Here is a 12,569-nt window from a genome sequence, read left to right as displayed (position 1 = left end):
TGGCGTGTATGATACTGTAACCTGCGGCAATTACCTAGGGAACCCGCCAAATACGGAACCGGACGAGACCTCATGAAACGTACTGCTTTCTTTATTTCCGATGGCACCGGCCTCACCGCCGAGGCACTCGGCCACAGCCTTTTGGCCCAGTTTGAGAAAATCGATATCGAGCGCGTGACTGTGCCTTACATCGACGATGAGGAAAAGGCCACCGAGATGGTGAGTCGCATTAACAAAGCGTCAGAAATCGACGGTGCCCGACCGCTGGTGTTCGACACCATCGTTAATAGCGACATCCGGGAGATCATCGCCACCGCTGACGGCTTCATGATCGACATCTTCGGCACCTTCCTGAACCCATTGGAGCAGGAACTGCAGTCCTCGTCGTCGTACACCGTGGGCAAGTCGCACTCCATCAACAACGAAGGCAGTTACGAGCGTCGCATCAACGCGGTGAACTTTGCCCTCGACAACGACGATGGCGCGCGCACCCGGCATTATGATGAGGCTGACCTCATTCTGGTAGGCGCGTCCCGAAGCGGAAAAACCCCAACCTGCCTCTATTTGGCACTGCAGTACGGGGTCAAAGCGGCTAACTACCCGATCACTGAAGAGGATCTGTCAGATCAGCTGATGCCTGCGGCCCTGAAGCCCCACAAGGAGAAAATTTTCGGCCTGACCATCGAGCCGGAGCGGCTGGCGACCATCCGTAACGAGCGCCGCCCGAACTCCCGTTACTCGTCCATAAAACAGTGCATGCACGAGATCGAGGAAATCGAGCTGATGTACCGGCGCGAGCGCATCCCCTACCTCAACACCACCGCCTATTCGGTGGAAGAGATTTCGACCCGGATCATGGTAACCACGGGGCTGAAACGGAACCGCTGAGCCAGACCGACACAAAGTCGATGCCTAAAAAAAGAGGGCCAGATGGCCCTCTTTTTTCGTTGTGGGTTCTTAACACACCCGCAGCGGCTTACATTTCTTCTATCGCCAATCCCAGCTGTTCCGCTACGTCGCGGTTGTCCGGATTGGTGACCACGGCCGTGCTGGCATTTTCCGGCACCAGCCAGGTGGCTGCCACACGCTTGATGTCGTCCAGCGTTACCGCCAGCACACGTTCACGGAACCGGGCGCGCTGTTCCGGGCTACGACCAAACAGCTTGTTGTGGAAAGCATGACGCGCCGCACCCGCCGGAGAGCGTGGGCGATCAAGCTGACCAATAACACCAAGGATAGACTCCTCCAGCTCCTGTTCGTCGTGCTCCGCTTCCTGCAGCCACTCCAGGGACTTGTCGAAGTCCTCCAGGGTTTCCGCCAGACGCGGATCCCGGTATGAGAAGAATCGGAAGGTGCCGTTTACGCTGTCCTGACCGGCACCACCACCGTAGGCGCCGCCCTTCTCGCGAATGGCGCGGTGCAGGTATCCGTTGCGCAAGAAACCGCCGAGTACCGTCAGCGCGGCCGCATCGGGATGATCTACCGGCACAGTGCGGTAGGCTTTGGCACAGAAGTTCACTTGGGTAGAGGTCAGCCACGCTTCACGGGTAGTGTAGTCCACCGGCTCCATGGTCCAGTTGGACGTTTCAGTGCCCGCCTCGCCCTGCCAGCAGGACTTCAGATCGTCGACCATGGCCGGTAACTCGGCTTCCTCTCCAATCAACAGGAACTCACGGTTCTGATTGCGAATCTTGTCGTGCAGTGCCGCCAGCTTATCGCAGAACGCAGCCAGCTCTTTCGGATCCTTCAAGGCTTGATCCAGCTGCTTGGTTCCGCGAATACCGGCAAGGCCACCCAGCCGGAACGACAGCCAGGACCCCGGACCCATGCCCTGCGACGCTGCGCCCATTGCCAGGGCATGACCGCTGCCCGTGACTGCCTGCTCACGACGGGCGCGAATCTGGGCAATGATTTCGCGCACCCGGTCGGTTTCATCAAACCGGGCACTGGTGTACACATCCCGCAGCAGACGGGTGAGTTCACTGCGGTTACGAGCCAGGGCCTTGCCGTTGAAGACCAGGTAACCGGTCAGGTCCTGAACGTCGTCGACACGGCCCTTGGCCGTGAACGAGGCGCCAATACCGCCGGATTCGGCCGAAATACGGTCCTGCATCTGCAGGTAATCCAGATCACCACACCCCACTTCTGAAATCAGCGTTGTGTAATACGGCACCAGCAACAGCTCTTCTTCGGTCAGTTCCGGGACCGGCACCACCACCTGCTCGTACACCAGGCCATTGGTGCCCCGGGCGAAAACAGTGGCGGCGATGTCGCCATCGTACTGGGATTCCGGCTCCGGCATCTGCAGCGGCACATCGGTGAGGTCTACCTTGGGCAAAATGGAGTCGTCGTCCTTGCGCATCTGGCGATCTTCCAGCGCCTGGGCACGATCAACGATCTGCTTCACTTCGTCGTCGGTCAGCTCGGCCTTGCGGCGAGCCAGGGCTTCGGTAATGGCCTGCTGGCGATGCCCTTCAAGCCTCTCATCCGGGCGCAGCGTCAGGGTGACCCGGTGCGGGTTTTCCAGCAGTTTCTTGCGAATCAGGCTGGGTACGTACTGCGGATCGCGGATTTTCTCACGCAGGGTGGCCAGCACCGGCTCCAGATCCAGCAGCTCCACCGGATCGCCGCCGTGCACCATCGGTGAAATGGCGGTCATGATCAGTTGCAGACCGTACGGGAACTGATCACCCGCAATCTCGCGCTGGTGCAGTTCCAACTGATGCAGGATAGCTTCCAGACGTTCTTCACTGACGCCCTCTTCCGCCACTTGCAGTAGCGTGCTTTCAATCAGCGCCTCAAGATCCTTGTGCTTCTCAGGCTCACTGCCCTCGATACCGCAGACAAAGGTCATTTCGCGGTTGGAATCTTCCAGCCCGCACATGGGCGACGGGGCGTGGCCCAGATCAGTGGTTTCCAGCGCTCGCATCAACGGCGAGGCACTATTCTCCAGCAACACGGCCGACAGCAACTGCCCTTCCAGGTTTTCCTGCAGATCAAAGCTGTGGCCCAGCAACCAGCCCATCACAATGTGGGTCTTGTTGTCGGTACCCTCACCTTCGTTAACGGCGTAACCCTGCTCGACCCGAACCGGCGAGAACATGCGCTTCTCATCCCGCACCGGCAGCTCAATATCCAGCCGATCGAAGCGCTTCAGTGCCAGCTCTTCAAAGCGCTCATGATGCTCATGAGCCGGAATGTTGCCGTAGGTGGCAAAGATGGCGTTGCTCGGGTGGTAATGGTGACGGTAGAACTTCACCAGGTCGTCATAGCTCAGATCCACAATATGGTCTGGCTCGCCGCCACTGTTGTAGTGGTAGGTGGTGGTCTGGAACAGGTGGCTGCTCAGGTTCTGCCACAACTGCGAGGTGGGCGAACTCATGGCGCCTTTCATTTCGTTGTAGACCACGCCCCGGTAGACCAGATCGGTGTTGGGGTCGTTCGGGGTATCAAACTCCAGCCGGTGACCTTCCTGAGCAAAGTCCAGCGGATCCAGTTTGGAGAAGAACACGGAATCCAGGTACACCGACAACAGGTTGTCGAAGTCCTTCCGGTTCATGCTGGCAAACGGGTATGCGGTCCAGTCGCTGCTGGTGAACGCGTTCATAAAGGTGTTCAGGGAGCGACGGATCATCATGAAGAACGGATCGCGAACAGGATAGCGCTCACTGCCACACAGGGCGGTATGTTCCAGAACGTGGGCGACACCGGTGGAATCCATCGGGAAAGTCCGCAGGGCAACGAAAAACACGTTCTCGTCGTTGTCTGCCGCCAGATGCAGGTGACGGGCGCCGGTTTTCTTATGGCGATACTCTTCGATGTCGAGATTGAGGGTGGCAATCCGGTGACTGCGAAGCTTTTCAAAGGCCGGATGAGTTGCGTTGTCGATCACTGCAGCCATTCAAACTATCCTGTCTTTAACGATTTGAGAATTGTAGGGTAACACGTAGTATCGATTATCATGCACAGTCCAGAAGCGACAAGGTAACCGGCCATTCATGACAACTTATTCCCCCCACACCCGCGCGGTGGATGCACCTGAAGTCGCGGCCTACTGGGCCGAGCGCCGTCGATACCTCGAGCGTGTGCGCAAAGTACCCGAGATCAGACAGCGTTTCTGGCGGGAAGTTGCCATTTACCTGCTGCGTCGGTTGCTTTGGTCGTTCGGATTCTTCCCGATTTTCATTGCCTTCTGGATTCCGCTTGTCCTGTCGAGCTTCAATCCGGTGGTAATGGCCTCCGACCTGATTCCACTGCTGCAGGAGTTCGTCGACGCTAACCCCGAAGTTCAGGCCACCACCTTAAGCACCCTCGCCCTTGCCTGGGCGTCCATCGGCTTTATCTTCCTGGTCTTCGACTTCGTACTGACCCCGTTTCGCTCGCCTTATGAATACGAAGCCGATGTCTACATGAGGTCATGGGAACAACTCAATGTTGACCAGCTTCCGGACAAAATGTGATTTGTCCTGCATTCTAAAAAACTACAAACACTTTGTGTTACATAAGTTTGCACGCACTGGGTAAGATGCAGAGAGGTAATAAGAATTCTAAAACTGCTGGTTCAAGAGGTTCCCCATGGTCGATTTCAGACCGCTCCTGTTCATCAATGCCCTCGCCCTGATGCTCCTGGTTACGGCCGGATTCGCATCGGTACATGATGAGATAAACAGCGGCACCGCCCTGACACCACCGACCGTTTCCCAGACCCTCGCTGCCAACGCACCGCCAGCCAGACCCAAGACGAAGACCGAATCGAAAACGCCGGCCAAGACCGCCCGTACCGCCAAACCGGCGACGGCATTGCCACCCGAACCGAACGTCGAAGCAGAGACCTTCCAGGTGCCCGACATGCCGGAAGAGCCAACTCTGCTTGCCCTGGCTGAGCCCGCGGCGGCGCTTACCACTCGCCCTGACTTCAACCCGGATCAACCAGAGACAGCTCCGGCAGCCCCGGCAACCGGCGCGCTGGTATTGCGCTCAAACGTGGTTGGTGATCGTGTCACCATCAATGGCAAGGACTACGGAGCAACCCGGCTGGACCTGGAACTCAGGCCCGGCACTTACGACGTCTCCATCACCAAGCCCGGTTACCAGGCCTGGAGCCGAAAAGTGGAACTGGAGGCCGGCAGTGAAATGACCCTTGTCGGCCAACTGATCGCCTACACCACCGTGAACTTTAACAACGGAACCTGGATTAACGGCGTTAAAACCGGCGATGGCACCTACCAGGATAAAGACGGCCTGCGCTACGAAGGCCACTTCGTGAACGGCAAGTTTGATGGCCAAGGCATCGCCTGGCACCCGGATGGCAGTCGCTACGACGGCGACTGGAAGAATGGCCAGCACCATGGCCAGGGCACCTGGCGCAGCGCCGAGGGCGCGCGTTATGCCGGTGAGTTCCGCGCCAATCAGTTCAGTGGTAAGGGCACCCTCACCATAGCCAACGGCGACATCCTCACCGGCCACTGGAGAGATGGCCAATTGAATGGCCACGGCTCACTGACCACCGCAGACGGCATGCTCTACGTCGGCGCGTTCCGGGATAACGAATTTCACGGACGCGGCTCCCTCACCTATCCCAACGGCCGCCACTACGAGGGCGACTTTTCCAACGGTGCGTTCCACGGTTCCGGTGCCGAAGTGTTTTCGGATGGAAAAAAATACGAAGGTGAATATATTGAAGGTAAGTTTCATGGCCAAGGCCTGCTGCTGAACCCGAACGGCAGCTCCATCGAGGCCACCTTCCGGCACGGCAAGCCCTACGGACAGGTTCGACTGACAACCGCTGCCGGTGAGATCTTCACCGCCCGCACCACCGAGCCCGGTGTCTGTTATCGGGACAAGAGTTACCGGGCCACGCAATGCCCGACACTGGACGGCTGGTAATAAGCCTAAGCCCGACAACACACGCGTTTGCAGTAAATGATTGAGGTAGTGAGATGGCGATCAAAAACGCTCTGCTGGTGGACGACTCCAAGGTAGCCCGATTTGCCTTGAGCAAGCTGCTGGAAAGTCGCGACATGGAAGTAAACATGGCGGGCTCGGCCGAAGAAGCACTGGATTTTTTGAACAATGACAATCGGCCCGACGTCATCTTCATGGATCACCTGATGCCGGGCATGAATGGCGTCGAGGCGATCAAGGCCATCAAGGGCAACCCGGATACCGCCTCTATCCCGATCATCATGTGCACGTCGAAGAAGTCTTCCAGTTTTATGGAAGAGGCGAAGAACTTTGGGGTCTACAACATTCTGACCAAACCACCGCACACCGAAGGCCTGTACCTGGTACTGGATCAACTCGACCGTGACGTCACCGAAGGCACCCTGCCCGAGCCGCCAGAGCCCGGCAGCATTGACCTGTTCGAGCTTGACGATGACGAGCTCCTGAACATTCCCGGCGACGGCTCCGTGGAGATGTCGATGAAGGCCGACAATGACTCACCGGCCCCGGCCAATGGCACCTCAACCTCAAGCGTGGTGCCACTGACCAGCGACCTGATTGAGCAGATTTCCCGCTCGGCGGTGAAAACCCACATCAACAATCGCCTGCACGAACTGCTCAGTTCTCTGTTCGATGAGCAGTTTGATCATCTAAAACGAGCGCTGGACGAATCCCGCAGCAAGCAGGAAAAGACCCTGGAAGAACGGCTGGACAAGATGACCAGCCTGATTGAGGAGCGCACCAAGCACCTGCGGGACGAAGTGGCGGCGGAAGTGAACCTCAACCTGGCCCGGGAACTGGCGGACCTGAAGAAATCGCTGCAGCGCAATTCCGGGTTCACCACCGAGCACATGGCGGAGCTGAAGGACCACATCACCAGCGTGCAGACTATCGACACTGAGTTCTGGCAAACCCTGCAATCCGAGGCCATTCAGCAGGCCCACGAAATTTCCCGGGAAACCGCCGAAGACATCGCCCAGCGCACCATCGATCTGTTCGTGGCCCAGCAGCGCTCAGCCTCGTCCCGGGTCTACACCATTGGCCTGGCGGTTAGCCTGAGCATTTTCAGCGTTGGGATTGCCTGGTTGTCCGGCCTGTTTGGCTGAGCCGCTGCCGAACTCTCTGCCAATCCTCCGGGGTGTCGACGTCGTCGTCGACCCCCGGAATATCCACCCTGGTTGCCCGTACGCTGGCCAGTAACTGGCCCGCGCCTTTATCCCCTTCCAGCGCCATCACTTCCGGCCATAACCACCTGGGCAGATAAGCCGGTACTCCGGGCCAGCCGTCATAATCGGCAGCCATTGGCTGATGCGGGACAAAGCGCGCCGCCCTGCCAAAAGCCTGCAAGGCCCCCTCATCTAGCAGCGGCTGATCGGCCACCAGCACAAACACCCCTTTCACCTTCGGCCCCATACTGGCCAGACCCGTTGCCAGCGACGCCGACAGCCCTTCCTGCCAATCCGGCACCTGCAACCACGCCGAGGGCTGCGCAGTCGTGCGGAAGCGAATCAGTGGATACCAGGCGCCGCACAACACCCGCACATCTCGGCTCAGAATCCTTCCGTTGTGAATGGCCTGGTCCAGCAGCGTCTTGCCACTGCCGGGTATGGACAGCAGCGTTTTGGGACGGCCAAGGCGGGATGAGGCGCCCGCCGCCAGAATAAGTGCCGGGAATTCCTGATCGTTGGGGGAAGCGGAGAGGTTTATGATAAAAACTCCAAAAGCGAAGCGCATGAAGCCTGGTCCAACGCCAGACTGCCGATGTCGATGATTTTTGCTAGAATTCGGCCATCAATCAACCATACCCACCCGGACGCTTAATGAACCACCTCTTTGTAGACAACCTGACCGTCATTGATTTCGCCTACCTCGATCCCACAAGGGGCCTGGTTGGTGAGAGCTGGATTGCGGATGTCGTCTTGGGAGGCGAGCTCGACGACCAGGGCATGGTGTTCGATTTCAGTAACGTGAAGCGAACCATTAAGCGCGTTATCGACGAGCGGGTGGACCACCGGCTGGTGATTCCGCGCGGCTACGAAGGGCTGAGCTGGGACGAGAACGAGCCAGACACTTTTCAGTGGGCCCTCACCGACGGTAGTGAAATCATTCACCGCTCTCCGGATGAAGCCGTGGTCTGGCTGTCCTCGGAGCGCGTGGTGCCGTCTGCGGTTGCCCGGTTGCTGGAACACGAACTGCAAGCGGTGCTGCCTGCTAACGTCACCTCCATCGAGATCAATCTGCGCGAAGAGGTGATCGAGGGCGCTTACTACCATTACGTCCACGGTCTGAAGAAACATCTGGGTAACTGCCAGCGCATTGCCCACGGCCACCGCTCACCCATTCGCATTGATCGCAATGGCTACCGGGATTACGAGCTGGAGCGCAAATGGGCATCACGCTGGCGCGACATCTATGTCGGCTCTGAGGAAGACGTGGTGCGTCGTCACGTTGGCGAGGACGGCGTTCGCTACGTCACCTTCGAGTACGAGGCTAACCAGGGCGAGTTTGCACTGGTCATGCCAGAGGAGCGGGTCTACATGCTGGACACCGACACCACGGTGGAGCTGATTGCCGCTCACATCGCCGACAAGCTCAAGGTGGATTACCCCAAGGACACCATCCGGGTGAAGGCGTTTGAAGGGGTTGGCAAGGGCGCCATCGCCTCCCGTTAAACCGGGGGCCGCACTTTCTTACGGACACAAAAAAACCGCCCGAAGGCGGTTTTTTTGTGGCTTTCCGGTGGACTAAACCGTCAAGCCGTATTGGCGTCCCCTAGGGGGTTCGAACCCCTGTTGCCGCCGTGAAAGGGCGGAGTCCTAGGCCACTAGACGAAGGGGACTAGAAATTGGTGGAGCCAGGCGGGATCGAACCGCCGACCTCAACACTGCCAGTGTTGCGCTCTCCCAGCTGAGCTATGGCCCCTCAACGGATGCGTATATTAAGGATCCGCCCTGGGGCCGTCAACCGCAAAAACCCACTTTTTTTCAGTTTTCTGAACATCCCTGTTCACGTCGTTTATTTATTCACCAAAGCGGTTATTAAGCACCCAACGCGGCGTACTCTTTCTCCACTTTCTTGGTTTCTTTCTTGGAAAACCCACCCAGCACTTCCAGTGCATGACGCAAACGCGACCGGGTCATGTCTGGACCCAGCAATGCCATGGAGTCCATCACCGACCAGGAATTGGGTGTACCGGCTACTGCCACAAAGATGGAGAACATGAAATCGCCCATCTTGATGTCCATAGCCTTGGCCATGGCTTTCACGTCGGCAAAAATATTTTCCTTGCTCCAGTGGCGCTGGGCCTCAAGCTTCCACAGGGTGAACTGCAGCACGCGCTTGATCTGCGCCTCGTCCAGCTTGTTGTGGGCGAAGTCTTCCGGCTTCAGGTTCAGCATGCCCGAGAACATGAACTGGGCCATGGGCGCCACATCAGAGAACACCTCTGCCCTGCCCTTGATGTGCGGCACCAGGTCAGCCAGCGCATCCTCGTTGAACCACCACTGACGCATACGCGCCATAAACTGCTCGTCGGTCAGCTCGTCACGCAGCCACTGGCCGTTAAGCCAGCGCAGCTTTTCCACATCGAATACCGGGCCACCCAGGGATACACGCTGGATGTCGAAGTTCTCGATCATCTCGTCCAGGGTAAACTTTTCACGCTCGTCAGGCATTGACCAGCCCATGCGGCCCAGGTAGTTGGTCACGGCTTCCGGCAGGAAGCCCATGCGCTCGTAGAAGTTGATGCTGGTGGGGTTCTTGCGCTTCGACAGCTTGCTCTTGTCCGGGTTACGCAGCAGCGGTAAATGGCACAGCTCCGGCATGTCCCAGCCGAAGTACTGGTACAGCAGCTTGTGCTTGGGCGCCGAGTTAATCCACTCCTCACCGCGCAACACGTGGGTGATGCCCATCTTGTAGTCATCTACCACGTTGGCCAGGTGGTAGGTGGGCATACCGTCCGATTTCAGCAGGATCTGGCAATCCACCTGGGCCCAGTCGATCTCGATGGTGCCACGGAGCATGTCCTGGATTTCACAGACGCCTTCATCGGGCACCTTCATGCGAATAACGTAAGACTCACCGGCATCCAGCCGACGCTTCACTTCTTCATCAGACAGCTCGAGGTTGCCCTTGATACCCGGGTTCTGCCCCTTGGCCTTGCGCTCTTCACGAATGGCTTCCAGCTCTTCGGGAGTACGGAAGCAATAGAAGGCGTGGCCGGCAGTAACCAGATCCTCGGCGTACTGCTTGTACGAATCCTTGCGCTCCGACTGACGGTAAGGGCCATGGGGACCGCCAACATCGGGGCCCTCGTCCCAATTCAGGCCAAGCCAGCGCAGCGCCTGCAGAATGTCGCGCTCAGATTCCGCAGTGCTGCGGGCCTGATCGGTATCTTCAATACGCAGAATGAACTGGCCGCCGTGCTGGCGGGCGAAGCACAGGTTGAACAGGGCCACGTAGGCGGTACCAACGTGCGGGTCTCCGGTTGGGGATGGAGCAATTCGGGTACGTACTGTCATGAAACCTTCCTGAAAAGTCGGTGGCCGTTGAATAAACCCGGCATTATACCGGCCCTCTAACTGTTTCGCATGGGCGTGGAAGCTTATCCGTAGGCGCGGTAGGTATAAAACACCAGGAATTTTTGCGCTGACCACATCATTTTCGTTATATTATAACGTTTCATAACCAGCCAATCAGGAACCCACCTTCCATGCCCATGTTCAAACCGGCACGCCTTCTGGCCGCCGCCCTCTGCCTTATTGCCGCCCCTGCCCTGGCGGAAACCCGCGTTGTTACCTCGCTCAAACCCCTGACGCTGCTGGCCCAGAGCATCGCCACCCCCGACACCACCATCACCACTCTGGTGCCGCCTGGCTCAAGCCCGCACAACTACAACATGAAGCCGTCCCAGCGCCGCGCCCTGGACGAAGCCGATGTGATCTTCTGGATAGGCCCGGACATGGAAACCTTCCTGAGCCGACTATTAGCCGGTGCCGATTTCCGGCAACGCACCATTAGCCTGGCAGCAGGTAAGGCCACGATGCGGGAGCCGGAAGAATCCGAGGAGCATGCGGAACACGGCCATGACGACCATGCCGAGCACGGCCACGATGAACACGCTCATCACGACCACGGTGAAGGCGAAGACCCGCACATCTGGCTGGACCCGGCACTGGCCGAGGACATGGTGGAAACGATGTACAACTCGTTGGCCCAACAGCCAAATGCAGACACCGACACCCTGGCCCGGAACCTGGAGCAGTTTAAAACCCGACTGGCCGAAACCGAGGCCGAGATTCGGACCAAGCTTGATCCGGCCCAGGACGTCAGCCTGTTCGCCTACCACAGCGCCTTTGTCCGCTTTGCCGAGCACTATGACCTGAATCTGGAGGGTATCCTGACCCTGAACCCGGAACTGACGCCCGGCGCTCGCCACATCGCGAAGATTCAAGACCAGCTGGGCCACCGCCATCACCCTTGCCTGCTGACCGAGCCGCAGTTTAATCCGGGAATCTGGGAGGTGATTACTGAAGATCTGAATGTCACCTTCAGTACCTGGGACCCGCTTGCTACCGATGTGGAAGCAGGCCCTGAAGGCTATTTCGACTTCCAACACAGCATCGCCGATGCGGTACTGAAATGCCTACCAGAGCAGGCTAAGCATTAACGGAATTGAGGCAATGGCCAGCAAGGTCTGGCCACTGATGATGCCAGCCATCAACGGCGCGTCGCCACCGAGCTGACGCGCCAGGATGTAAGCCGACGTGGCGGTGGGCAACGCCGCCAGCAGAACCACCACCTGCACCAGCAAGCCATCCACACCCAGTAGCAGAGCCAACCCCGCAGCCATCAGCGGAAACGCCAACAGCTTCAGCACCGTCGACACCAGGAACGGCATGGAAGCGCCCCGCAATGCCTTCAGCTGCAGGCCAGCACCCACACACATCAGGCCCATGGGCAGCGCTAGGTCACTCAAGGGTTTGAGGATAGCGGCAAACAGCGGGTGAAAGCCGATTTCGAAGAAGCTCCAGACCACCCCGATCACCGAGCCGACAATCAGCGGATTGGTGGCAATGGCCTTCATCACCGGCTTCAGCCGCACCGGCTCGTGACTGGCCACCAGCGAAAACATCAATATGCACAACAGGTTCAGCAGCGGCACCATGATGGCCACGGCTATGGCCGTTAGTGAAAGCCCCTCATCGCCCAGCAGCATGCCCCCGGCCGCCAGCCCGACGTAGGAATTGAACCGGATTGCCCCCTGGAACACCGATGAGAACACCGGCCCGGACCAGCGCCAGATTCGCTGCGCCACAACCAGCACCAGTGTCATGGCCACCAGCATGGCCACGATCAGCAATGCGATGTCGCCGTAGGCCGACGCCGGCAGGCGGGCCTGCCCGAGCTTGAACACCAGCATGGCCGGGAACAACACGTAATAGGTGAAGCGTTCGGCCTGAGGCCAGAAATCGCCGCCGGGAAAATTCCAGCGCCGGAAAACATGCCCCAGCATGATCAACACAAACACCGGAACCAGCGCCTGAACCATCACCGGCATAACATCTGCTCCAAAGACGGCGGGCACCGCCAGCGGTATATAGGAAGCTAATAAGGATAGCAGATGC

At 58.5% G+C, this 12,569-nt stretch carries 10 protein-coding genes and 2 tRNA genes; 6 read left to right on the top strand and 6 right to left on the bottom strand.

Features of this window, described 5'->3' with window-relative positions:
* The first annotated feature begins 72 nt into the window (after window positions 1-72).
* The gene (gene ppsR / locus FGO67_RS09180) at window positions 73-888 is read left to right on the top strand and encodes a posphoenolpyruvate synthetase regulatory kinase/phosphorylase PpsR (RefSeq protein WP_203300424.1); all 816 of its coding nucleotides are present in this window, start codon (window positions 73-75) and stop codon (window positions 886-888) included.
* Window positions 889-976: 88 nt separating this feature from the next.
* Here the strand turns inward: ppsR and FGO67_RS09175 are convergent, their stop codons facing one another.
* Complete coding sequence (locus FGO67_RS09175; RefSeq protein ID WP_203300423.1) at window positions 977-3,901, bottom strand: insulinase family protein; 2,925 nt, start codon at window positions 3,899-3,901, stop codon at window positions 977-979.
* A gap of 97 nt (window positions 3,902-3,998) precedes the next feature.
* On the opposite strand from FGO67_RS09175, the gene FGO67_RS09170 reads away from it, so the two are divergent.
* From FGO67_RS09170 to FGO67_RS09160, 3 genes are all read left to right on the top strand, one after another.
* On the top strand, window positions 3,999-4,460 hold the full coding sequence (locus FGO67_RS09170) for a hypothetical protein (RefSeq protein ID WP_203300422.1): 462 nt from the start codon (window positions 3,999-4,001) through the stop codon (window positions 4,458-4,460).
* Window positions 4,461-4,575: 115 nt separating this feature from the next.
* Window positions 4,576-5,886, top strand: coding sequence for a PEGA domain-containing protein (locus tag FGO67_RS09165; protein ID WP_203300421.1), 1,311 nt, complete (start codon window positions 4,576-4,578; stop codon window positions 5,884-5,886).
* A gap of 53 nt (window positions 5,887-5,939) precedes the next feature.
* Window positions 5,940-7,049, top strand: coding sequence for a response regulator (locus FGO67_RS09160; protein ID WP_203300420.1), 1,110 nt, complete (start codon window positions 5,940-5,942; stop codon window positions 7,047-7,049).
* Here the strand turns inward: FGO67_RS09160 and FGO67_RS09155 are convergent.
* Window positions 7,009-7,677 (bottom strand): nucleotidyltransferase family protein, encoded by a 669-nt coding sequence (locus FGO67_RS09155; protein ID WP_203300419.1) that lies wholly within the window; start codon window positions 7,675-7,677, stop codon window positions 7,009-7,011. The genes FGO67_RS09160 and FGO67_RS09155 overlap by 41 nt on opposite strands.
* Before the next feature lie 86 nt (window positions 7,678-7,763).
* Here FGO67_RS09155 and FGO67_RS09150 point away from each other — a divergent pair, with 86 nt between their 5' ends.
* Window positions 7,764-8,615, top strand: coding sequence for a 6-pyruvoyl trahydropterin synthase family protein (locus FGO67_RS09150; RefSeq protein ID WP_203300418.1), 852 nt, complete (start codon window positions 7,764-7,766; stop codon window positions 8,613-8,615).
* Between the two features lie 91 nt (window positions 8,616-8,706).
* Here the strand turns inward: FGO67_RS09150 and FGO67_RS09145 are convergent.
* From FGO67_RS09145 to gltX, 3 genes are all read right to left on the bottom strand, one after another.
* Window positions 8,707-8,782: transfer RNA gene (locus FGO67_RS09145), tRNA-Glu, on the bottom strand.
* A gap of 7 nt (window positions 8,783-8,789) precedes the next feature.
* Window positions 8,790-8,865 (bottom strand) — tRNA-Ala (locus tag FGO67_RS09140).
* 116 nt (window positions 8,866-8,981) lie between these two features.
* Window positions 8,982-10,463, bottom strand: a complete 1,482-nt coding sequence (gene gltX / locus FGO67_RS09135; RefSeq protein WP_203300417.1) for a glutamate--tRNA ligase — start codon at window positions 10,461-10,463, stop codon at window positions 8,982-8,984.
* 191 nt (window positions 10,464-10,654) lie between these two features.
* Between gltX and FGO67_RS09130 the strand changes: the two genes are divergently transcribed.
* Window positions 10,655-11,611 (top strand): zinc ABC transporter substrate-binding protein, encoded by a 957-nt coding sequence (locus tag FGO67_RS09130; RefSeq protein WP_203300416.1) that lies wholly within the window; start codon window positions 10,655-10,657, stop codon window positions 11,609-11,611.
* On the opposite strand, the gene FGO67_RS09125 is transcribed toward FGO67_RS09130, so the two are convergent.
* Window positions 11,588-12,502, bottom strand: a complete 915-nt coding sequence (locus FGO67_RS09125; RefSeq protein ID WP_203300415.1) for an AEC family transporter — start codon at window positions 12,500-12,502, stop codon at window positions 11,588-11,590. The two genes, FGO67_RS09130 and FGO67_RS09125, sit on opposite strands and share 24 nt — an antisense overlap.
* Window positions 12,503-12,569: the final 67 nt, after the last annotated feature.

This window comes from Marinobacter sediminum (genome assembly GCF_016820575.1).
Classification (GTDB): Bacteria; Pseudomonadota; Gammaproteobacteria; order Pseudomonadales; family Oleiphilaceae; genus Marinobacter; species Marinobacter sediminum.
This window is presented reverse-complemented; position numbering and strand designations above follow the sequence as displayed.

What these genes read in the sequence shown, in the direction of transcription:
- ppsR (WP_203300424.1), top strand. Translation starts at nt 73, where the DNA reads ATGAAACGTACTGCTTTCTTTATTTCCGATGGCACCGGCCTCACCGCC.
- FGO67_RS09175 (WP_203300423.1), bottom strand. Translation starts at nt 3,901, where the DNA reads ATGGCTGCAGTGATCGACAACGCAACTCATCCGGCCTTTGAAAAGCTT.
- FGO67_RS09170 (WP_203300422.1), top strand. Translation starts at nt 3,999, where the DNA reads ATGACAACTTATTCCCCCCACACCCGCGCGGTGGATGCACCTGAAGTC.
- FGO67_RS09165 (WP_203300421.1), top strand. Translation starts at nt 4,576, where the DNA reads ATGGTCGATTTCAGACCGCTCCTGTTCATCAATGCCCTCGCCCTGATG.
- FGO67_RS09160 (WP_203300420.1), top strand. Translation starts at nt 5,940, where the DNA reads ATGGCGATCAAAAACGCTCTGCTGGTGGACGACTCCAAGGTAGCCCGA.
- FGO67_RS09155 (WP_203300419.1), bottom strand. Translation starts at nt 7,677, where the DNA reads ATGCGCTTCGCTTTTGGAGTTTTTATCATAAACCTCTCCGCTTCCCCC.
- FGO67_RS09150 (WP_203300418.1), top strand. Translation starts at nt 7,764, where the DNA reads ATGAACCACCTCTTTGTAGACAACCTGACCGTCATTGATTTCGCCTAC.
- gltX (WP_203300417.1), bottom strand. Translation starts at nt 10,463, where the DNA reads ATGACAGTACGTACCCGAATTGCTCCATCCCCAACCGGAGACCCGCAC.
- FGO67_RS09130 (WP_203300416.1), top strand. Translation starts at nt 10,655, where the DNA reads ATGCCCATGTTCAAACCGGCACGCCTTCTGGCCGCCGCCCTCTGCCTT.
- FGO67_RS09125 (WP_203300415.1), bottom strand. Translation starts at nt 12,502, where the DNA reads ATGCCGGTGATGGTTCAGGCGCTGGTTCCGGTGTTTGTGTTGATCATG.